This is a genomic window from uncultured Pseudoxanthomonas sp., from assembly GCF_947498795.1.
Taxonomy (GTDB): domain Bacteria; phylum Pseudomonadota; class Gammaproteobacteria; order Xanthomonadales; family Xanthomonadaceae; genus Pseudoxanthomonas_A.
On the sequence record NZ_CANMLQ010000001.1, the window covers coordinates 143,319 to 165,639 of the forward strand.

Consider the following 22,321-nt stretch of genomic DNA (forward strand, 5'->3'; position numbering starts at 1 on the left):
CTGGCGGGCGGTTAAGCCGCCTGCCTGCCACCGTGTGCCAGAATTCCCGCCTGTTCCCTGCCAGCCAGCCGCGTCGCGGCTCATTCCGGATGCCCCTGATGCCCCGCCTGATCACCGCCGCCCTGCTGGGTGCCCTGAGCCTGACCGCCTGCGCGCAGGCCCCGCAACCGCCCGCCAAGGACCAGGCCGCGACCGCGTCGCCCGCGCCGGCCTCCGCGCCCCAGCTCAAGCCGGGAACCGGGAGCACACCCGACGACCGCGCGCGCTCCGCCGTGGCGCAGTTGAACCCCCGCGCCAAGATCGACTACGTCGGTGCCGCGCCGTTGCCGGGCTTCCGGGAAGTGATCGTGGGCGGGCAGTTGCTGTACATCAGCGACGACGGCCGCTACGTCATGCAGGGCGCCGTGCTGGACCTGCAGCAGCAGCAGGACGTGATGCAGAACAGCGTCGCCCTGGCCAAGCACCGCAGCGCGCTGATCGCCACCATTCCCCACAGCGAGAAGATCGTGTTCGCGCCGCCGAACGCCAAGTACACGGTCACCGTGTTCACCGACATCGAATGCGGCTACTGCCGCAAGCTGCACGAGGAAATCGCCGAGATCAACCGGCAGGGCATCGCGGTGGAGTACCTCGCGTTCCCGCGCATGGGACTCGGCAGCCAGGACCACAAGGACATGATCTCGGTCTGGTGCGCACCGGATCGCAAGCGCGCACTGACCGACGCCAAGGCCGGCAAGTCCGTCCCCGCGCGCGACTGCAAGAACCCGGTGACGATGGAGTTCGACGTCGGCCAGCGCATCGGGGTCAGCGGAACCCCGGCCATCTATTCGGCGGACGGCGTCCAGCTGGGCGGCTACCTGCCACCGGCCGCGCTCCGGGCCAAGCTGGATGAACTGGCCGCCAGAAAGGCCCCTGCCGCGCCCGCGGGCGCCGCCCCCTGATCCCGACGAAGCCGGCCCCGCGCCGGCTTCGCTACAATAGCGGGCCCCGTCTGACGGCACGCCCCCACGGTTCCGGACATGATCGTCCTCGAAGGCCAACCGGCCTTGTCGCACTTCCGCCGCGCGCGGCTCGAATCCAGGCTCCAGTCGATTGTTTCCGACGTCCGCATCTGCGGCGCCTGGCACGTCTATTTCATCGAACCCGAGGCAGGCGCCACGCCGGACCTGGCCACGCTGCGCCGCATCCTTCAGGCCGGTGACGGCAGCGAGGCGCTGGCGGCGGGCGCGGTCTCGCGCTTCGTCACCCCGCGCCTCGGCACGCTGTCGCCGTGGGCCAGCAAGGCCACCGAGCTGCTGCGCGGTGCCGGACAGCCGGTCAAGCGCGTCGAACGCGGCCTGCGCATCGACCTGGAAGGCTGGGACGACAGCCGGCCGGCACTGGCGAAGGCGCTGCACGACCCGATGACGCAATCGCTGCTGGCGAGCCGCGAGCAGGCGCAGGCGCTGTTCACCGCGCCGGCGCGCGGCGAACTGGAGCGCATCCCGCTGGCACAGCTGGAAGCCGCCAACGCGCGCCTCGGCCTGGCGCTGGCCGAGGACGAGATCGATTACCTGCGTACCCGTTACACCGAGCTGGGTCGTGATCCCTCCGACGTCGAACTGATGATGTTCGCGCAGGCCAACTCCGAGCACTGCCGGCACAAGATCTTCAATGCCACCTGGACCATCGACGGCAAGGACCAGGACCGCTCGCTGTTCCGGATGATCAAGCACACCCATGCGCAGACGCCCGAGCACACGCTCAGCGCCTACAGCGACAATGCGGCGGTGGTCGAGGGTTATCCGGCGGCCCGTTTCCGCCCCGACGGCAGCGGCCAGTACCGCATCGAGGCGACGCTGGACTCGGCGTTCTGCATCAAGGTCGAGACACACAACCATCCGACCGCGATCGCCCCGTTCCCCGGCGCCAGCACCGGTGCCGGCGGCGAGATCCGCGACGAGGGCGCCACCGGCCGCGGCGGCAAGCCGAAGGCCGGCCTGACCGGCTTCTCGGTCTCGCACCTGCGCATCCCGACACTGCCGCAGCCGTGGGAGATGCCTCGCGCGCTGAATCCGCGCATGGCGCCGGCGCTGGAGATCATGCTCGACGGCCCGCTGGGAGGCGCCGCGTTCAACAACGAATTCGGCCGGCCGAACCTGCTGGGCTATTTCCGCAGTTTCGAGCTGCCGGAAGGCGAGGCACTGACCCGGGCCTACGACAAGCCGATCATGCTGGCCGGCGGCCTGGGCGCGATCGACCGTATCCAGGTGGAGAAGAAGACGCTCTCGGCCGGCGATGCCGTCATCGTGCTCGGCGGCCCGGCGATGCTGATCGGCCTCGGTGGCGGTGCGGCGAGTTCGGTGGCTTCCGGCGAAAGCGCCGAAGCGCTCGATTTCGCCAGCGTGCAGCGCGACAACCCCGAGATGGAGCGCCGCTGCCAGGAACTCATCGACCGCTGCGTGGCGATGGGCGAGGACAATCCGATCCTGTGGTTCCACGACGTGGGCGCGGGCGGCCTGTCGAATGCGATTCCTGAACTGCTGCACGACTCCGGCGTGGGCGGGGTGATCGACCTGGGCAAGGTACCCAGCGACGATCCGTCGCTGTCGCCGATGCAGCTGTGGTGCAACGAATCGCAGGAGCGTTACGTGCTTGGCGTCCCGCAGGCGCGCCTGGCCGAATTCGCCGCACTGTGCGAGCGCGAGCGTTGCCCCTTCGCAGCCGTCGGCGTGGCGACGAAGGAAGAGCGCCTGGTAGTCGCGTACGGCGCAACGCCCGGCAGTATTCCTGCCGATGCGCCTATCGACCTGCCGATGGACGTGCTGTTCGGCAAGCCCCCGAAGATGCACCGCGACACCGCGCATCCGGCGCCGCCCAAGTGGCCCGCGCTGCAGACCGGGGCGCTGGACCTGCATGAAGCCGGCCTGCGCGTGCTGGCGCATCCGACGGTGGCCGCCAAGCAGTTCCTGATCACCATCGGCGACCGCAGCGTCGGCGGCCTGACCGCACGCGACCAGCTGGTCGGCCCGTGGCAGATGCCGGTGGCCGACTGCGCGATCACGCTGAGCGGCTACGACGGTTTTGTCGGCGAAGCGATGGCGATCGGCGAGCGTACGCCGCTGGCGCTGCTCGATGCCGCCGCCGCCGCCCGCATGGCGGTGGGCGAAGCGATCACCAACCTGTGCGCCGCGCCGGTGGAATCGCTGCACCGCGTGAAGCTGTCCGCGAACTGGATGGCGGCTGCCGGGCATCCGGGCGAAGACGCGCTGCTGTTCGACGCGGTGAAGGCCGTCGGCATGGAGCTGTGCCCCGACTTGGACATCAGCATTCCGGTCGGCAAGGACTCGCTGTCGATGCAGGCGCAGTGGCATCGCGACGGCCAGGCGCAGAAGTCGGTGTCCCCGGTGTCGCTGATCATCAGCGCCTTTGCGCCGGTCACCGACGTGCGCCAGCACCTGACGCCGCTGCTGTCGCGCGAAGACGACAGCGAGTTGTGGCTGATCGGGCTGGGCGCGGGCAAGAAGCGTCTCGGCGGTTCCGTGCTCGCGCAGGTCTACCCGCAGTCGGGCGGCGAGGGCGCCTGGCCGGCGTTCGCCGGCGACGGCCACGACGAAAGCGTGCCGGACCTGGACGATCCGCAGCGCCTGCGCGATTTCTTCCACCTGATCGCCGACGCACGCGAGGCCGGCCTGCTGCTGGCGTACCACGACCGCAGCGACGGCGGCGCGTTCGCCGCGTTGTGCGAGATGGCGTTCGCCTCGCACCGCGGCCTGGACATCAACCTCGACGGCTGGGGCGACGATGCGTTCCGCACGCTGTTCGCCGAAGAACTCGGTGCGGTGGTGCAGGTGGCCGACGAAGACCGCGCGGCGTTCGCCGATCTGGTCGAGCGCCACGCGCTGACCGAGTGCGCGCAGCGCATCGCGCGCCCGACCACGGCGTCCACGATCCGCGTGCAGCAGGACGGCGACGTGCTGGCGGAGTGGCGCTGGGAAGACCTGTTCGATGCCTGGTGGTCGGTCACCCACGCCATGCAGAAGCTGCGCGACAACCCCGAGGCCGCGGACCAGGAGCGCGATGCCGCGCGCCAGTTCGGGCGCACAGGCCTGAAGCCGAAACTGTCCTTCGACGCCGCCGAGGATGTCGCGGCGCCCTTCGTCGCCACGGGCAAGCGCCCGAAGGTGGCGATCCTGCGCGAGCAGGGCGTCAATGGCCAGATCGAGATGGCATCGGCCTTCGCCCGCGCCGGCTTCGATGCGTTCGACGTGCACATGAGCGACCTGATCGCGGGCCGCGTGTCGCTGAAGGACTTCAGCGGCCTGGCGGCCTGCGGCGGCTTCAGTTACGGCGACGTGCTGGGCGCGGGCCGCGGCTGGGCGACCTCGATCCTCGAGCGTGGTGCGCTGCGCGATGCCTTCGCGGCGTTCTTCGCGCGACAGGACACGTTCTCGCTGGGCGTCTGCAACGGCTGCCAGATGATGAGCCAGCTGAAGGACATCATTCCCGGTGCGCAGCACTGGCCGCAGTTCCTGCGTAACCAGAGCGAGCAGTTCGAAGCGCGCGTGGCATTGCTGGAAGTGCAGGAATCGCCGTCGGTGTTCTTCCGCGGGATGGCCGGCTCACGCATCCCGGTGGCAGTGGCGCATGGCGAAGGACGTGCCGAGTTCGCCGGCCCGGTCGACCAGGCCGCGGCCCGCGTGGCGCTGCGCTACGTGGACGGCGATGGTGCGATCGCGACCACGTATCCGCTCAATCCCAACGGCTCTCCGGACGGCATCACCGGCCTGACCAGCGACGACGGCCGGGCGACCATCCTGATGCCGCATCCCGAGCGCACACCGCGCAGCGCCAACCATAGCTGGCATCCGGCGGGCTGGCCGGACGATTCGCCGTGGCTGCGCATGTTCCGCAATGCGCGGGTGTGGGTGGGCTGAGCAGGCGTTGAGGGTTGCCGGTCCGGGCGCTTACGGGCGATCCCGGACCGGGCGATACTGGTCATCCTCTCCAAACGTGTCGCCTGTCGGGTCGATGTTGGCGCACAGCCTGCCATCGCACAGAGTCACGTCGGCAGCGTCATAGGCTTTCAGCAACTGCGCCGATAGCTGGTGGCGGCGGATCTCGTCGTAGTAGTGGCTGGAAAGCCAGCCGCCGCCCAGAACGAGCAGGGCGAGGCTGGCGAGACAGACGCCGACGACCTTCCATAGCAGATGCCGATGGATGGTGCGCGCGGCGTGGATCTGCGCAGCCAGTGCCTGCGAGGCCTGCCGTAGATCCTGTCCGGACGTCTCCAGGCGTGCCTGGTAGGTCGAGACGGATTGTCCGATGCCTGCATCGATGGCGCTCGCGATACTGCCCCGCAGATGCTGCATTTCCGTGTCGGCAGCGCGGCGGACCGTGTTGGGCAATTGTTGCGAGAGCTCCTGGAGCTGCCGGTGCGCAGCTTGCAGGCTGTCCTCGATCTGCTGCGTACGGCGCTCGAACCGCTCCATGAGGGCTGACACGCTGGCGACGAGGTCGGTGATCCGGTCAGTGTCCATCCTGCTTTCCCTGGCAATGTTGGTGTCAGATCGAACGTGCGATGCCGGCTGACACCGCGACCTGCCGCTGCTCCACACGTTGTTGTTCGGTGACCTGTTCCAGCAGCGCCTGCTGTCGTTCTTCGGCATCCACCTGAGCCACCGCAGTCGCACTCACCCGCCTCGCATAAGAATCGTTGGCTGCGGCCTGAGTCATCAGGCGGAAGTCGACCTGGTCGCCGGCGTCGTAGGCGGTCACCATGCGGTTGATGTAGGCGAGGGGGTCATCGCGTAGCGAGACCGGCGACGATGCGGAATCGCCGGCGGGCCGCGAGGGCCAGCCACTTCCACGCTCCGGCTTGCACTGGCTGTCTTCCAGCGTGGGAGCCCGACGAAGCTCCTGTATCCGCCCGTCGATCTGTTCCAGGGGGCTGCCGGCACGGTCCCGATAGATCAGCGGTCGATCGGGCGGCACGAAGTCGCGATTTCTCTCTTCCGTCGCGCGTTGCGCCCCAAGGCGAAGCTCCCGCAACTCGTCGTGAACTTCGTTGCCCATCAGGCCGTGCCTGACTTTGTGCATCACGTACTGAGAGCCGATCGCGGACGTATAGGCGATGCCCGCGCCGGTGAGCTTCGTAGCCAGCGCCACATCCTCCGCAGCCGAGCGGATGCTCTCCCGGTAGGCATCGAATTCGGGCTTGTGTTGCTGGTAGAGCGCTTGGTTTTCGTGATTTATAAGTGAGTTCGGGCCGTAGACTGCCAGTTGTTCGGCGGTGCGGTGGCCACCATGGAACTGCACTGCACCGTGGGTCGCGTCCGGGCCGAGTGTGCGCAGGTCGCCGATGAGTTCCCATCGGGTCTGCTGACTGGGTGCCGCACCCTGCTTGAGCAGTACGTCGACGTCCTGCTGCGTGGCATAGACGCGGACCTCGCCGAAGTGTCTGTTCGCCGCGCCTACCATGTCGGTGGCACGTACGTGGTTGATGACTTGGTTTCCGCCCTCGGGCACGCCATAGAGTCCGGCTGCGCCATAAGCGTTGAATGTCTCGCCCTTGAGTCCGTACTCGTGGCACGTGACTTGGGTATGGAATCCTCCCAAGGAGTGTCCGGCGACGGTGACGCGGGTGCCGTCCCTTTTGGCTATCTCGATGGCAAGCTCCACCAGGTCTCGGGCGTCGTCCAGTTGCTGGTTCACCTTCAGCAGAGCCATCTGGGCATCGGTGAGCAGCCCGTCGCGGATCTTGTCGGTGTCGAACTCGGTGCCGGTGTGGGACACGACGTAATCTCTTGTCTTGACATTTCGATAGATCGCTCCGTGGTAGCCGGATGAGGTTCGAACCTCTTTGACCAGTGCAAAAGCATCGATATCGATCCGACTATCGTGGGGCGAGTAAGATCTTTCAGACAGCCTTGCATGTGATTCCGTTAGCGTTGACATGTCAGTTCTTCCTTGAAGATATCTTCATCTTGTATGAGATGGGGTCCAGTTCCTGAATACGTCCATCGTCGAATGGGGTGAAGCAAGTGGAGTCGTATTTGTCGCGCATCAATGTTCTGCAATAGCCCACAGTCACCTCTTTTCCATTGAGTTCAGCGAGGCTCAGTCGCGTAGTCTGGCGAAGAGTGCTGCCGCGTTCGACAATGGCATCTGCATAAGCAAACTCCCACTTGCATAACCCCAGACCGTAGTAGTCCTCGTCGATGGGCCAGTCGAGGAAGATGTGACCCCTGTAGGTGTTGTTTCCAGTCGGGACGAGAGAGAACCCCCTCTCGTAGCGGGAGCCGGGGGTATATCCGGCGATACGGTCCGGCGTAGGCATGCAGATGACATCAGGAATACTGAAATACGCCATTCCGGAGATGTTCTCGATGTCGACCGGCGGATCGACCAGTTCCACCGTGATTTCGTAGCGTTGAGTCGGATTTGAGTTGGTTTTTACGGTGGGTGGTTTGAACTCGCTTGCGCCCCAGCATCCCGCGATCAGGAGGGATGCGACGATCAGGCAGTAACACGGGAATCGGCGATTCACGGATTGCATCCTCGGAAACTGTTGGAGCCGCCGTTGCTGGCAGCGGAGTCACAACCTTGCACAGGCGCCAAGTTGCCAGGTGGCCGGTCCGTGAGCCTTACATCACGTGCAGGCCGAAAGAACTGCAAGTTCAATCCTGGTGTGCCGGGCTTACGTTCGGGCAATCTCTGCCAGGAATGCGTGAGTCGCATATACGCACTTCCGCGAGATGCCGGAGCGCCAGGTGGGTATCGCGTTCCGAAGGTACGTGCCGGAACGCGAACTGGACGGAATAGAAGGCATCATTGCCTTCGATGGTCTTCGACCAGAAGTGTTCCGGCGTGCCGGTTGCAGGATTCAACGGGCAGACGTGCTGCCATAACGCGTACGTGTAGCCATCCTCCTCCCCCGCATCGATCTTGACAGCGTTCGCGCCGGGGCAGGCGCCGGAAAGGTTGGCTGCAAGCCGTTGCTGGAATCCGTCCGCCGGCATCCGTGCGCCGTGGAAGACCTGTGTGATGACCATGCGTGTCCAGCGTTCAACGGATTCATCCGATGGCACCATTTCGCTCATGCTCATATGGCCTTGTCGCGTCTGGTAACCGATCTTGTAGCCGTGCGGCAACGCCTGAAGCAGGTTCTCTCCCTGCATTGCGCTGTCTGCGATCGCCGTTGCAGTGGGAAAAAGAGCGGAAACAAGAAGTGCGAAGTGGAAATGCGTCATAAGGCCTCCTTGGCCAGCGGATAGCATGTCAGGGGATGGGGGTCGCCACTTCTTTTGAGTGAGTAAGCGCTCCTGGCGGCTGTGCAGTGCCGCTTGCTGCGTGCGATGTTTCATGCGACTGCTTGGCGTTTGTATCAGATGCATATCAGTACATGCCATTAACATTCTCGCGGAATGCCCCACGATTGCGTGTGCAGCGTCCCTCCATGCACGGGGCGTTTTGGGTCCGTGGTTGCGGTGTGACGGCATCCTCGCAAGTGACGGCCTGCGCAGCAGTCCTCTCCAGGGAGCACGGGGCTGCCTCGAAAAGCTCCCCTCGCGCCGCGCGTTGCGACAATCCCCCCCGTCCGGACCTGATAAAGTCCGGCCTTCAAGGAGGCCTTCCGTGGACGCAGCCGCGATCGACAATCCACTTTCCAACGACGAGCGCATCGTCGCGGCGCTTCTGGCCCGCGGGCGGTTGAAGGAAACTGACCTGGCGCGTGCGCGGCGCCTGCAGGAAGAGGCCGGCGGCGGCCTGCTGGCGCTGCTCTCGCGGCTGGGCCTGGTGTCCGAGCGCGATCATGCGGAGACCGCGGCCGAGGTGCTCGGGCTGCCGCTGGTCAACGCCAAGGATGCGCCGGACGTGCCACCGGAATCGGTGGCGCTGTCGCTGCGCTTCCTCAAGCAGTTCCATGTCTGCCCGGTGGGCGAGGACGAGACCCATATCGATCTGTTGATGGCCGATCCGCAGGACCACTACGCGCTCGAGGCCGTGCGGCTGGCGACCGGCCGCATCGTGCGCCCGCAGGTGGCGCTGCGGTCGGAGATCAGCGACCTGATCGAGCGTTACTACGGGCAGGGACGCAGCGCGATGGGCGCGATCGTCGAGAATGCGGATGGCGAGGCCACCGCAGACCTCGATGATGTCGAGCACCTGCGCGACCTTGCTTCCGAAGCGCCGGTCATCCGCCTGGTCAACCTGGTGATCCAGCGCGCCGTCGAATTGCGTGCGTCGGACATCCACATCGAACCGTTCGAGAACCGGTTGAAGGTGCGCTACCGCATCGATGGCGTGCTGGAGGAGGGCGAAAGTCCGCCGGCCAACCTCACCGCGGCGGTGATCAGCCGCGTGAAGATCATGGCGAAGCTCAACATCGCCGAGCGCCGGTTGCCGCAGGACGGCCGCATCATGCTGCGCGTGCAGGGCAAGGAACTCGACCTGCGCGTATCCACCGTGCCCACGGCGCACGGCGAAAGCGTGGTGATGCGCCTGCTCGATCGCGAAACGGTGGTGTTCGACTTCAAGAAGCTGGGCTTCACCGATGCCTTCCTGCCACAGTTCCAGAAAGTTCTGGAGCAGCCACACGGGATCCTGCTGGTCACCGGCCCCACCGGTTCGGGCAAGACCACCACGCTGTACACCGCGCTGAGCAAGCTCAATACGCCGGACGTCAAGATCATCACGGTGGAAGATCCCGTCGAGTACCAGATCGAGGGCATCAACCAGATCCAGGCCAAGCCGCAGATCGGGCTGGACTTCGCCCACGCGCTGCGCAGCATCGTCCGGCAGGATCCGGACATCATCATGATCGGCGAAATGCGCGACCTCGAGACCGCGCGCATCGCCATCCAGTCCGCGCTGACCGGCCACCTGGTGCTGTCCACGCTGCACACCAACAATGCGGCCGGCGGCATCACCCGCATGCTGGACATGGGCGTTGAGGACTACCTGATGACGTCCACCATCAATGGCATCCTCGCCCAGCGCCTCGTGCGCCGGCTGGAGCCGACGCATGCGGAGAGGTACGCGGCGTCGCCCGAGGAAATCGAAAAGTTCCACCTGCGCCGCTTCCAGCCCGAAGGCGACATCTTCCTGTACCGGCCGCGTGGCTCCGCCATCGCGCCGACCGGGTACCTCGGCCGCACGACCATCGTCGAATTCCTGGTGATGAACGACGACGTCCGCCGCGCCATCATGCGGCACGCGGGCATGGGCGAGATCGAGCAGCTGGCACGCGAGGCCGGCATGCGGACCATGTACGAGGACGGCATCGTCAAGGCGCTGTCCGGCGAAACGACCATCGAGGAAGTCCTGCGCGTGACGGAAGAGGGGTGAGGCGCATGAATGGCAGACTGGCGGGTTACCTGATCCTAGCGGCGTGTGCGTTGCCGACCGTTGCGTTAGCGGCCAAGCCCGCACCGAAGACCCTCGCACGCGGCGAGCTGCCTGCGGGCTTCGCCATCGGTACGGCCTCGCCCTCGCTGGCGCTGCAGGTCGAGGTCGCAGGCGGCAAGGTCATCGCGTGGGCGCCCGCCGGTGACTGGCCCGGCAACCTGCGCGCCACCCGCAGCGGCGATGCCACGCAGACCACGCTGATGGTCAGCAGTACGCTGGCGGAGGCGGTCAAGTTCGACCTGTACGTCTCGCGGGACGGCGAGCAGTTCACCTACGCCAGCAGCTGCGGCGTGACGCCGGGCATCTCCTCGTTCGAGATGTGGGAGAAACCGGTGACGCACTTCGCGATGGGCAATCCGCGCGTCCTGCCGAAGGGCGGCATGGCCTGCGACTGAGGCATGGCACTGCGGTTCCGGCTTACGCCTCGTCCTCCTCCGCTGCGGCGCGGCTTTCCGCCTGCGGGATCCTCGTGAATACTCCGTTGGAATCGTTTCCAGCGGGGGTGGCGTGGACGGGAAGGGATGTGTGCGCGTGGCATTGTTGGCCGCGCTGGCGGTGACGGGTGCGGCGGCAGCGAGGGAGGACGCAAGGAAGACTTACGCCAACCCGCTGGATATCGACTACCGCTACAACTTCGAGCAGGAAAGCCTGGGGATCTCCTATCGCACGGGCGCCGACCCGGTGATCGTGCGCCACGGCGACGCCTACTATCTGTTCCAGACCCTGGCCGATGGCTACTGGCGCTCGACCGATCTGGTCGACTGGCGATTCATCACCCCCGATCGCTGGCCGTTCGACAGCATGGTCGCGCCCGCGGTGATCTCCGATGGCGACCGCATGCTGGTGATGCGTTCGCTGTTCTCGCCGGGGGCCGTGCTGGTGTCGCGCGATCCCGCCAGGGGGCGGTTCGATTTCCTGACGCGCATGCTGCCGGAACTGCCGAATGCGGTCGCGCCCGGTCGCGATGTCGGCTTGCCCGGATGGCGCAACGGCGATCCTCAGCCGGCGAAGATTCCGCCCGGTCCGTGGGACCCGGCGTTCTTCAGGGACGACGACGGTCGCTGGTACCTGTACTGGGGTTCGTCCGACACGTTCCCGCTGTACGGCATCGAACTCGACATGTCCAAGGGCATGCGTTACGTCGGTAAGCCGCGCGCGCTGCTCGCACTCGATCCCGAGGCGCATGGATGGGAGCGCTTTGGCCAGGATCATCGCGGCGCGTTCTTCCCCGACGGCGAGCCGGTCGGCAACTACATGGAAGGCGCCTGGATGACGAAGGTGCGGGGCCGGTATTACCTGCAGTACGGTGCCCCCGGTACCGAGTACAACGCGTATGCGACCGGCACCTATGTGGGCGTCAGCCCGCTGGGCCCGTTCGCCTACGTGGCCTACAACCCGGTGGGCTACAAGCCCGGCGGCTTCGTGCAGGGGGCGGGCCACGGGTCCACGTTCCAGGATGCGCATGGCAACTGGTGGAATACGGGCACGCCGTGGCTCGGCTACAACTGGACCTTCGAGCGGCGCATCGCGATGTTCCCGGCGGCCTTCAGTACCGATGGCCAGATGTCGGTCAGCACGCGCTTCGGCGATTTCCCCCATTACGTGCCGGCGGGACCGAATGCGGATCCGGCCGACCTGTTCACCGGCTGGATGCTGCTGTCGTGGCGCAAGCCGGTGACGGCGTCGACCACGCTGGAGGGACATCCCGCCGGCAATGCGACCGACGAGAATCCGCGCACGTTCTGGGTGGCCGGCAGGAACACGGCGGGACAGACACTGACGGTGGATCTGGGCGCTTCCAGGACGCTGCGCGCGGTGCAGGTGAACTTCGCTGACTACCAGTCCGGGCGCTACGGTGATGCCGACGACATCTATACGGAATTCGCGCTGGAGTATTCGACGGACGGACGCCGCTGGCGGCCGCTGGCGGCCACCGGCGCACCGCGGCGCGATCGTCCGAATGCGTATTTCCAGCTGCCCGCGTCGGTCAGTGCGCGCTACGTACGCTACGTGCACGGTCACGTCGGTGCCGCCCATCTTGCGATCAGCGATCTGCGCGTGTTCGGCGATGCCGGCGGTCCTGCGCCGCGCGCGCCGCGGGGAGTGGTCGTCCGCCGCGACGCCGATCCGCGCCAGGCGTTCGTCAGCTGGCGCCCGGTACGCGGCGCGGTGGGCTACAACGTGCGGTGGGGCATCGCGCCGGACCGTTTGAACCTGACCTACCAGGTATTCGCCGACCGGCCGACCACGCTGGAACTTCGCGCCCTCAGCCGGGGTGTCGCGTACCACGTGGCGGTCGAGGCGTTCGACGAGAACGGCGTGTCACCGCCGAGCGCAACCGTCGCGCTGCCTTGATCGCGCAGAAGAAGGGCCCGGCATGCCGGGCCCTTCCGCATTCCACGACAGCGACTTACAGGTCGATACCGAAACCGACGCCGGCCGACTTCTCGTCACCGCTGAACGCACCGCCGATGCTGAACGATGCGCGCTCGCCGAGCGGCTTCGAGTAGCCCACCGACAGCGCGTTCTCGCCGTTCTGCCAGCCCGCGCCCACGGCGACGCGTCCACGCGGACTGCGGCTGCCCGCCGCGTTGATCGCCATGTTCAGCATCGCCGAGCTCATCGCGCCCATCCGGTCGAGACGACGGTCCTGTTCGGAGAAGCGACGGTCCACGTCGCCGCGGAAGGCATTGAAGTCGTCCTCCAGCGCCTTGACCTGGAAGTCGGCATACGCCTTCGCGCTGGCCAGCGTGCTTGCCGAGGACTGATCGGTGTAGGACTGCGCGCTGCTGAGCGTGTTGGCGTCGCCGGCGTCGGCGTACGACGCGGCGGCGGCCGGCACGTCCGCGGTGGCGCTGGCGTCGCTTGGGGCCGCAACCGCCGGCTGGCCACTGGCGACAGCGCCGCTGCCGCCAGCCTCCGTCGTCGTCGCCGTGCCGCGTGTCGGCGACGATGCATTGCCGCCGGTGCCGGGCGTGGAGGCCGATTCGCCGGTGGAATGCGCTTGGCTGGCCTGTGCTGGCGGTGTCGCGGCGGTCGATGCGGTGGAGGTGCCGCTGCTCAACCCGTTGTACATCCCGTACAGCTCGTTGAGCTTGGCATCGACGGCGGTGAATGCCGCGCCCACGTTGTTGTACGACGTGCCCTGGATCGTGTAGCTCGGCGCGATGAACACGCCGCCGGAGAAACCGGCGCCACCGCCCAGCGAACTGGCGACCAGGCTCAACTGCGACAGATTGACCGCATCGGTCGCCTGGGTACCGGCGGCGACGTTGGTGACCTGCCGCTCGCTACCCGCGCTGCCGACCGACACCGTGTCCTCGCGGTCGGCGACCGAATCGCCACCGATCGCGACGCTGTTGTCGGCTTCGGCGGTCGCCAGGTTGCCCAGCGCCACCGCATTGACGCCGGGCGTGTAGGCGCCACCGCCGACGGCGACCGAGTAATCGCCGGAAGCTTCGGTCGCCAGGGCACCGAAGAACGCGCCGCCGACGGCGACGCTGTTGTCGCCGCTGGCAAGCGCGCGTGAGCCCAGTGCCGTGCTGTCGTAGTTGTTCGCGGTCGCACCGAAGCCCAGTGCCGTCGCGCTCTCTCCGCTGGCATCCGCACCGTAGCCGAACGCCGAGGCGGCGAACTCGGAGGCACTGCTGTATCCGCCCACGGCCGTCGAGGCATCGCCCGCGGCATCGCTGCGGAAACCGGTTGCCGTGGCTTGCAGGCCGGATGCCGCGCTTTCCGTACCGTTGGCCGTGGCGTACGCACCGGAGGCGGTGGCTCCCGCACCCGTCGCCGTCGCACCGCTTTCACTGGCGACGGCGCCTGCACCGACGGCCGTCGCATCGTCTGCAGTGGCTTCCGTGCTGGCGTAGACCGGATTGCCGTCCTCGTCGAGGACCGGGTCGCCGTTGTCGTCGAGCAGCGGACGCTGGCCACCGAGCGCGACCGCGCCGGCGCCTGTCGCCTGCGCTCCCGCGCCGTTGGCAACGCTGTTCTCGCCGGTCGCGGTCGCATTGAAGCCGCTGGCCGTGGCGCCGTTCGCGAGGGCGAAGGCGCCGGAGCCCGTAGCAGTTGCCCCGACGCCGTCCGCCAGTGCCGCGGAGCCCGACGCCGTCGCGTAATCGCCGGTCGCGGTGGCGTCATCGCTGCCGTCGTTCGCACCGTTCGCCTTGAAGTAGCGCGTGGCGCTTTCCGACGCGTCGGCCAGCGCGTTCAACTGGTCGAGGTTCACCGCATCCGTGCCTTCCGTACCCGCGGCCACGTTGGTGATCTGGCGTTCGGCCCCCACGTCGCCCACCGAGACGGTGTCGTCGCGGTCGTTCCAGGAGTTGGCGCCGATCGCGACGCTGTTCGTCGCCCCCGCCACGGCGTTCACGCCCACGGCCACGCTCTCTTCGCCATCCGCGTAGCTGTTGTGACCGAGCGCAGTGCTGTACTCGCCCGTGGCCCAGGCTCCGTTGCCGAAGGCCGAGCTGCCGGTCCCGCTGGCACGGGTGTTGATGAGGCCGAAGAAGGTGGTGCCGCCCACGGCGGTGCTTTCATCGCCGCCAGCGGCGGCCCCTTCGCCGACCGCCGTCGCGCCGCTGCCGCCTGCATCGGCACCGTAGCCGAATGCCGAAGCGAAATCGCCGCCGGCACTGCTGTAGCCGCCGACGGTCGTGGATGCCAGGCCGCCCGCGCTGCTGCGGAAGCCGACCGCCGTCGCCTGCGTTTCGGATGCCGAGGCTTCCGTGCCCAGCGCCGTCGCGTACGCACCGGACGCATTCGCACCCGCACCGGTGGCGGTCGCGCCGACTTCGCCCGCGACCGCACCTGCGCCGATCGCCGTGGCATCGTCCGCCGTGGCCTCGGTGCTGGCATAGACCGGGTTGCCGTCTTCATCCAGCACCGGGTCGCCGTTTTCGTCGAGCAGCTGGCGCTGTCCACCCAGTGCGACCGCACCTGCGCCCGTGGCCTGTGCGCCCGCACCGTTGGCGACGCTGTTGTTGCCGGTGGCGGTGGCATTGAAGCCGGTCGCCGTGGCGCCGTCGGCGATCGCGAACGCGCCGGAACCGGTCGCCGTCGCGCCGACGCCGTCGGCCAGCGCAGCCGAACCGGAGGCGGTCGCATAGTCTCCGTTGGCGGTGGCATCGTCGGTGCCGTCGTTCGCACCGTTCGCCTTGAAGTAGCGTGTGGCGTTTTCCGAAGCTTCAGCGACTGCATTCAACTGATCGACGTTCACTGCATCGGTGCCTTCGGTACCGGCGGCGACGTTGGTGATCTGCCGCTCGCTGCCCACATCGCCCACCGAGACCGTGTTGTCGCGGTCCGCCGTCGAGTTCGCGCCGAGCGCCACGCTGTTGTCGCCCAGCGCCGTGCTGTAGAAGCCGACGGCCGTGCTGTTGTCGCCGCTGGCCCAGGATTCCGCGCCCAGTGCCGTGGCGTAGTCGCCCGGCGCGTAGGAGAAGAAGCCGGCCGCCGTGCTTTCCAGACCCGACGCCTCCGACAGACTGCCGGCCGCCAGGCTGTAGTCGCCTGCGGCGATCGCGCCCGACCCGAAGGCGGCCGCGCTGAATCCGCTCGCCTGCGTGTAGACCAGGAGACCGAAGCCGGGAATCAGGTCCGCCGGCCCACCCACCGCCACGCTGTAGTCGCCGCTGGCGCCGCTGGCGTGGCCGAAGCTCGACGCATACGACCCGGTGGCCGTACTGCCATAGCCGAAGGCGGAACTCGCTTCACCGCTGGCTTCGCTGAGCACACCGAACGACGAACTGCCGAGCGCCGAGGCGAGACTGCCGGAACCGACCGCCGTCGCGCCCAGCCCGGAAGCGACCGTATTGACGCTGATCGGATTGCCCTCGGCATCGAAGGCATCGACCGTGCCACCGATGGCGATGCTGGAATCGCCGCTGGCTTCGGCGCTGCTGCCGTTGGCCACGCTGTTGCTGCCGGTGGCGGTCGCGGAGAAGCCGGTCGCGGTGGCACCGTCGGCCAGGGCGAACGCGCCCGAGCCGGTGGCCGTGGCGCCAACGCCTTCGGCCAGTGCGGCCGACCCGGACGCCGTGGCGTAATCGCCGGTGGCCGTCGCGTCGTCCGAGCCGTCGTCCGCACCGTTGGCCTTGAAGTAGCGCGTCGCGTTCTCCGAGGCTTCCGCCACGGCGTTCAACTGATCGACGTTCACCGCATCGGTGCCTTCGGTGCCGGCGGCGACGTTGGTGATCTGGCGTTCGCCGCCGACGCTGCCGACGGACACGGTGTCTTCGCGATCGGCGACCGAGTCGCCGCCGATGGCGACGCTGTTGTCGGCCTCGGCCGTGGCCAGGTTGCCCAGCGCCACCGAGTTGAAGCCCGGCGTGTACGCGCCGCCGCCGACGGCCACCGAATAGTCGCCCGAGGCTTCGGTGGCGAACAGACCGAAGAAGGCACCACCGACGGCCACGCTGTTGTCGCCACTGGCGATCGAGTTCGAACCCAGCGCGGTGCTGTCGAAGTTGCTCGCGACCGCACCGAAGCCCAGCGCCGTCGCGCTGTTGCCGCTCGCCTCGGCGCCGTATCCGAAGGCCGATGCGCCGAAGTTGGATGCGTTGCTGTAGCCGCCGATGGCCGTCGCGGCATCGTCGGAGGCATCACTGCGGAAGCCGACGGCGGTGGCCTGGATGCCCGACGCAGAGGCTTCGGTGCCGATGGCGGAGGCATAGGCGCCCGACGCATTCGCACCCGCACCGGTGGCGGTCGCGCCGACTTCGCCCGCGACCGCACCTGCGCCGATCGCCGTGGCATCGTCCGCCGTGGCCTCGGTGCTGGCATAGACCGGGTTGCCGTCTTCATCCAGCACCGGGTCGCCGTTTTCGTCGAGCAGCTGGCGCTGTCCACCCAGTGCGACCGCACCTGCGCCCGTGGCCTGTGCGCCCGCACCGTTGGCGACGCTGTTGTTGCCGGTGGCGGTGGCATTGAAGCCGGTCGCCGTGGCGCCGTCGGCGATCGCGAACGCGCCGGAACCGGTCGCCGTCGCGCCGACGCCGTCGGCCAGCGCAGCCGAACCGGAGGCGGTCGCATAGTCTCCGTTGGCGGTGGCGTCGTCGGTGCCATCGTTCGCACCGTTCGCCTTGAAGTAGCGCGTGGCGTTTTCTGAAGCTTCGGCGACTGCATTCAACTGATCGAGGTTCACCGCGTCGGTACCTTCGGTACCGGCGGCGACGTTGGTGATCTGCCGCTCGCTGCCGGCGCTGCCGACGGAGACGGTGTCTTCGCGGTCGGCCACGGAGTCGCCACCGAGCGCAACGCTGTTGTCGGCATTCGCCGACGCGAGATTGCCGATGGCGGTCGCATTCGTGCCCGGCGCCCACGCGCCGCCGCCGACCGCGGTCGAGAAGTCGCCCGATGCTTCGGTCGGCAGGAAGCCGAGCAGGGATCCACCGACTGCGACGCTGTTGTAACCGGTCGCAAGGGAGCCGGAACCCAGCGCGGTGCTGTCGCCGCCGCTGGCATCGGCACCGTAGCCGACCGCCGTGTCGAAATCGCCCGACGCATTGGCGAAGCCGCCGACCGCGACGGTCGCAATTCCTGTCGCCGTGCTGGTGTGGCCTGCGGCCAGCGCCTGCGTGCCCGATGCAGTGGACGCGCTGCCGAATGCACCGGCATACGCACCGGTCGCCGTGCTGCCGGTGCCCACCGCGCTGGCGCCCGCGCCCGTCGCGTTCGCCTGCGTACCGACGGCAGTCGCGTTGGCGCCGGTGGCGTTGCTCTGGCTGCCCAGCGCCGTCGCGCCCTGCGCGGTCGCACTGCTGTCGTAGCCCACCGCCGTGGCATTAACCCCCTTTGCTTCCGCATAACCGCCAACGGCGGTGGCGCCCGCTTTGTTGGCGATGCTCTTGTAGCCGACAGCGACCGCATGGCGACCGGACGCGTCGACATCATCGCCGCACGAGACGGCGTTCTCGCCGGGGCGGCCGTCCTTGATCGGATTGCCGCGTGCATCCACGCAGTAGGCGGGGCCCGTTCCGATCTGCGGCTTGTCGTTCTGCGGTTGGCCCTTGTTCTTGTCGTGGGCCAATGCCGCACCGAACGGTGCACTTGCGAGCAGCGCCGACACCAGTAGTGTCACGCCGAGGCGCGCACGCACGCGCGCACCGGACGACATCATGCCATGCGCGCGGCGCGCGAACTCGGAGGCGACGACCAGCATGCCCAGGGAGGGGTTCCACACCTTGCTGTAAATCCTATTCATGGATCACGTCCTTCATTCTGTGTTTTCGGGGGAATACGACAGCACCCGGGCTTGGCGGCACGGGGATGCGAAGCGGATTGCGTCAGGAAAACGAAAGCCGCCGCATGCGACAGGGGAGACGCATGGACGGGTCGCACGAAGCAAAGGAAGCGGGGAGGAAGTTGCAGTCGGAGGCCGGCGGCGTCGGGGCGTGCCGCGGCTGGCGCGAAGAACACGACGCAATGGCGTCGCGGAAAAGACATGCAAGCGGATCAGCGAAGAACGATGTCGCGTCGAAAAGCCATGGCTGCATTCCCCATCCCCTCATCCCGAGATGATGCAAAAAACTCCGTGTGATCGAACACTACATCCGCGTTGTGCAATTTGCGAGAGATTTGCTACGTTCGGCGCAACGCGAAGAAAACGCTGAAAACAAGGCGTTAACGCCATGTGCATTCGTTGTTCTCGTCGCGTGAAGAGTGTCGTGGCAGGTAAACAGGGGTACCTGCACGATCCGCTTGAAAGGGAAGTCGCAAGTCGTTGAGTACGCACGTCGTAAACGGGTTACCCAGTTCGTTCATCCTTGTAGACATGGAGCAGGTCCAGTGAATTCATCTTCCTCATTCCGTCGTTCGCGCCGTCATCCCCTCGTTGCTGCACTCGCCGCAATCGTCACCGCCGGCGCGTTCGCCGGTACCGCATTCGCGGGCGATGTCAGTACCGCCGGTCTTCGCGACGGCCAGACCTACGACCGGTTCATCGTGAAATACCGCGATGGCAGTACCGCCCGTGCCAGCAACACGACGCTGCAGCGTTCGTTGTCGGGTGCGGTATCGCGCGCCGCGCTGGGTCCCGCGAACGGCAAGGCGGTGAGCGCCGCGAAGCTGCGCCGCCTTGGCATCGGCGCCGAGCTGGTGCAGACCTCGCGCAAGCTCGATCGCGTCGAGGCCGAGAGCCTGCTGCGGCAGCTGGCGACCGATCCGGACGTGGAGTTCGTCGAAGTCGACGCGCGCCGTTATGCGCGCCTCGTGCCCAACGACACCTACTACAACCAGTATCAGTGGCACTTCAAGGATCCGGTCGGCGGCATCAACCTGCCGGCGGCCTGGGACAACGCCACCGGTGCGGGCGTGGTCGTCGCCGTGCTGGACACGGGCATCACCACCCACAGCGATCTCGATGCGAACATCCTGCCGGGCTACGACTTCATCAGCGACACGTTCGTTTCGCGCGACGGCGACCTTCGCGATGCGGACCCGCGCGACGAAGGCGACTGGAATCCGGTGGCGGGTGAATGCTATGCGGGTTCGCCCGTGCAGGACAGCAGCTGGCACGGCACCCACGTGGCGGGCACGGTCGCGGAAGTCACCAACAATGCCAAGGGCATGGCCGGTGGCGCATTCAATGCGAAAGTCGTGCCGGCGCGCGTGCTGGGCCGCTGCGGCGGCTACACCTCGGACATTTCGGATGCCGTCATCTGGGCCTCCGGTGGCACCGTGGCCGGCGTACCCGCCAACGCGAATCCGGCCGAGGTCATCAACCTGAGCCTCGGCGGGTCCGGTGCGTGCAGCGCGGTGGAGCAGAACGCCTTCAACATCGCCATCGCCAACGGCAGCACGGTCGTGGTCGCGGCCGGCAACGATGCAGGCAACGTCACCGGCTACTCGCCGGGCAACTGCGCCGGCGTCATCACCGTCGGCGCCACGCGCATCACCGGCGGCATCGCGTCGTATTCCAATTACGGCACGCGCGTCGACATCTCGGCACCGGGCGGCGGCGGCAGCGTCGATGGCAATCCGGGTGGTTACGTATGGTCCACCGGCAACTCGGGCACCACCGTACCCACCACGGAGACCTACTTCGGCCTGGGCGGCACGTCGATGGCGGCGCCCCACGTGGCGGCGGTGGTGGCGCTGATGCAGAGCGTGGCCGATACACCGCTGACGCCGGCGCAGATCCTGGCGACGCTGAAGTCGACCGCGCGCCCGTTCCCCGTCGCGCCGCCGGCCAACCGTCCGATCGGTGCGGGCATCGTCAATGCCGCGGCAGCGGTCCAGGCCGTGATCGGCGGCGGCGAACCGCCCACCGCGACGCCGTTGACCAACAACGTCGCCGTCGGGGGCAATACCGGCGCCAAGGATGCGGTGGTGCAGTACGCACTCGTGGTGCCGGCCGGGGCCAGCAACCTGTCCTTCATCAGCTACGGCGGCAGCGGCAACGCCGACCTGTACGTCAAGTTCGGCAGTGCGGCCACGGCGACGAGCTACGACCTGCGCTCGGTGCGCCCCGGCAACAACGACGTGGTGAACATCGCGAACCCGCAGGCGGGCACGTACTACGTGTCGCTGGTGGGCAAGACGAAGTTCTCCGGCGTCAGCGTGCGTGGCAGTTTCACCGCGCCCTGAGTGTCCTCCGATGCATCGCGACGGCCCCGGGAGACCGGGGCCGTTTCGTTCCATGACATGATCGCCCCGCATGACGCTGGGCCGGGGAATACGGTAAGTTGGCGCATTCTCCTTTTGTCCTCCGGCATGCCGCTCTACCGCTACAAGGCCCTCAACGCGCACGGTGAAATGCTGGATGGCCAGATGGAGGCCGCCAGCGATGCCGACGTGGTCGCGCGCCTGCAGGAGCAGGGACACCTGCCGGTCGAAGCCGCACTGGCCGTGGCCGGGGGTGGACGCAGCCTGGGGCAACTGTGGCGACCGAATGCGTTCGCGGGCGACCGGCTGGTGCAGTTCACCCAGCAACTCGCCACGCTGCTGGGCGCCGGACAGCCGCTCGACCGCGCGCTCGGCATCCTGTTGGACCTGCCGGAAGACGAGAAAGCGCGTCGCGTCATCACCGACATCCGCGATGCCGTGCGCGGCGGTGCGCCGCTGTCCACCGCGCTGGATCGACAGCACGGTCTTTTCTCGCGGCTGTACATCAACATGGTCCGTGCCGGCGAGGCCGGCGGCAGCCTCCACGACACCCTGCAGCGGCTGGGCGATTATCTCGAGCGCAGCCGCGCGCTGAAGGGACGCGTGGTCAATGCGCTGGTGTATCCGGCGATCCTGCTGGTGGTGGTCGGGTTCGCGCTGCTGTTCCTGCTCGGCTACGTGGTCCCCCAGTTCGCGGTGATGTACGAGAGCCTGGACGTGGCGCTGCCGTGGTTCACGCGCGGGGTGTTGTGGGTGGGCGCGTTCGTGCGCGACTTCTGGTTCGTGCTGGTCGCCGTCCCTGCGCTGGCGCTGCTGTGGTTCGATCGCCGCCGCCGCGACCCCGGCTTCCGCAGTCGGCTGGACGGCTGGCTGCTGGGGCGCCCGCTCGTCGGTCCGCTGGTCGCCCGGCTGGAAACCGCCCGGCTCGCGCGCACGCTGGGCACGCTGCTGAAGAACGGCGTGCCCCTGCTCACCGCGCTGGGCATCGCGCGCAACGTGCTGGGCAACCGTGCCCTGGCGGCCGATGTCGACGTGGCCGCGGAGGACGTGAAGAACGGCCACGGGCTGTCCGCCTCGCTGGGCAAGGGAAAGCGGTTTCCACGACTGGCGCTGCAGATGATCCAGGTGGGCGAGGAGTCCGGTGCCCTCGACGGCATGCTGCTGAAGACGGCCGAAACCTTCGAGCAGGAAACGGCTCAGGTGCTGGACCGTATGCTGGCCGCCCTGGTGCCTGCCATCACGCTGATCCTGGCGGCGGTGGTCGGTGTCGTCATCATCGCCGTGCTGGTCCCGCTGTACGATCTGACCGGCGCCATCAACTGAGCAT

12 protein-coding genes are annotated in these 22,321 nt (G+C 67.5%); 7 read left to right on the forward strand and 5 right to left on the reverse strand.

Going from position 1 to position 22,321, the window contains the following annotated elements:
* Positions 1-98: 98 nt before the first annotated feature.
* Both Q0907_RS00700 and purL read left to right on the forward strand, forming a co-directional pair.
* The gene (locus tag Q0907_RS00700; protein ID WP_299340509.1) at positions 99-941 is read left to right on the forward strand and encodes a DsbC family protein; all 843 of its coding nucleotides are present in this window, start codon (positions 99-101) and stop codon (positions 939-941) included.
* A 78-nt stretch (positions 942-1,019) separates the two neighbouring features.
* Positions 1,020-4,916, forward strand: coding sequence for a phosphoribosylformylglycinamidine synthase (purL, locus tag Q0907_RS00705; protein ID WP_299340511.1), 3,897 nt, complete (start codon positions 1,020-1,022; stop codon positions 4,914-4,916).
* A gap of 30 nt (positions 4,917-4,946) precedes the next feature.
* On the opposite strand, the gene Q0907_RS00710 is transcribed toward purL, so the two are convergent.
* The 4 genes from Q0907_RS00710 to Q0907_RS00725 all read right to left on the reverse strand — a co-directional run bounded on the left by Q0907_RS00710 (position 4,947) and on the right by Q0907_RS00725 (position 8,231).
* On the reverse strand, positions 4,947-5,519 hold the full coding sequence (locus Q0907_RS00710) for a relaxation protein (RefSeq protein WP_299340513.1): 573 nt from the start codon (positions 5,517-5,519) through the stop codon (positions 4,947-4,949).
* A 25-nt stretch (positions 5,520-5,544) separates the two neighbouring features.
* Positions 5,545-6,936 carry a hypothetical protein gene (locus Q0907_RS00715; RefSeq protein WP_299340515.1) on the reverse strand — a complete coding sequence of 464 codons (1,392 nt, stop codon included), beginning with the start codon at positions 6,934-6,936 and terminating at the stop codon, positions 5,545-5,547.
* 1 nt (position 6,937) lies between these two features.
* A complete protein-coding gene (locus tag Q0907_RS00720) occupies positions 6,938-7,528 on the reverse strand; it encodes a hypothetical protein (RefSeq protein ID WP_299340517.1) in 591 nt (196 codons plus the stop codon).
* A gap of 130 nt (positions 7,529-7,658) precedes the next feature.
* Complete coding sequence (locus Q0907_RS00725) at positions 7,659-8,231, reverse strand: hypothetical protein (RefSeq protein WP_299340519.1); 573 nt, start codon at positions 8,229-8,231, stop codon at positions 7,659-7,661.
* 385 nt (positions 8,232-8,616) lie between these two features.
* On the opposite strand from Q0907_RS00725, the gene gspE reads away from it, so the two are divergent.
* The 3 genes from gspE to Q0907_RS00740 all read left to right on the forward strand — a co-directional run bounded on the left by gspE (position 8,617) and on the right by Q0907_RS00740 (position 12,744).
* A complete protein-coding gene (gspE, locus tag Q0907_RS00730) occupies positions 8,617-10,329 on the forward strand; it encodes a type II secretion system ATPase GspE (protein WP_299340521.1) in 1,713 nt (570 codons plus the stop codon).
* 5 nt (positions 10,330-10,334) lie between these two features.
* A complete protein-coding gene (locus Q0907_RS00735) occupies positions 10,335-10,784 on the forward strand; it encodes a hypothetical protein (RefSeq protein WP_299340523.1) in 450 nt (149 codons plus the stop codon).
* A gap of 136 nt (positions 10,785-10,920) precedes the next feature.
* The gene (locus Q0907_RS00740) at positions 10,921-12,744 is read left to right on the forward strand and encodes a family 43 glycosylhydrolase (RefSeq protein ID WP_299340524.1); all 1,824 of its coding nucleotides are present in this window, start codon (positions 10,921-10,923) and stop codon (positions 12,742-12,744) included.
* Positions 12,745-12,799: 55 nt separating this feature from the next.
* Here the strand turns inward: Q0907_RS00740 and Q0907_RS00745 are convergent, their stop codons facing one another.
* Complete coding sequence (locus Q0907_RS00745) at positions 12,800-18,592, reverse strand: ESPR-type extended signal peptide-containing protein (RefSeq protein WP_299340526.1); 5,793 nt, start codon at positions 18,590-18,592, stop codon at positions 12,800-12,802.
* Positions 18,593-19,176: 584 nt separating this feature from the next.
* On the opposite strand from Q0907_RS00745, the gene Q0907_RS00750 reads away from it, so the two are divergent.
* Positions 19,177-20,976, forward strand: a complete 1,800-nt coding sequence (locus Q0907_RS00750; protein ID WP_296279623.1) for a S8 family peptidase — start codon at positions 19,177-19,179, stop codon at positions 20,974-20,976.
* Positions 20,977-21,102: 126 nt separating this feature from the next.
* Complete coding sequence (locus tag Q0907_RS00755) at positions 21,103-22,317, forward strand: type II secretion system F family protein (RefSeq protein ID WP_296279835.1); 1,215 nt, start codon at positions 21,103-21,105, stop codon at positions 22,315-22,317.
* Positions 22,318-22,321: the final 4 nt, after the last annotated feature.

Excerpts from the sequence above, each read along its gene's own strand:
- Q0907_RS00700 (WP_299340509.1), top strand. The coding sequence starts at position 99 with ATGCCCCGCCTGATCACCGCCGCCCTGCTGGGTGCCCTGAGCCTGACC.
- purL (WP_299340511.1), top strand. The coding sequence starts at position 1,020 with ATGATCGTCCTCGAAGGCCAACCGGCCTTGTCGCACTTCCGCCGCGCG.
- Q0907_RS00710 (WP_299340513.1), bottom strand. The coding sequence starts at position 5,519 with ATGGACACTGACCGGATCACCGACCTCGTCGCCAGCGTGTCAGCCCTC.
- Q0907_RS00715 (WP_299340515.1), bottom strand. The coding sequence starts at position 6,936 with ATGTCAACGCTAACGGAATCACATGCAAGGCTGTCTGAAAGATCTTAC.
- Q0907_RS00725 (WP_299340519.1), bottom strand. The coding sequence starts at position 8,231 with ATGACGCATTTCCACTTCGCACTTCTTGTTTCCGCTCTTTTTCCCACT.
- Q0907_RS00735 (WP_299340523.1), top strand. The coding sequence starts at position 10,335 with ATGAATGGCAGACTGGCGGGTTACCTGATCCTAGCGGCGTGTGCGTTG.
- Q0907_RS00745 (WP_299340526.1), bottom strand. The coding sequence starts at position 18,592 with ATGAATAGGATTTACAGCAAGGTGTGGAACCCCTCCCTGGGCATGCTG.
- Q0907_RS00755 (WP_296279835.1), top strand. The coding sequence starts at position 21,103 with ATGCCGCTCTACCGCTACAAGGCCCTCAACGCGCACGGTGAAATGCTG.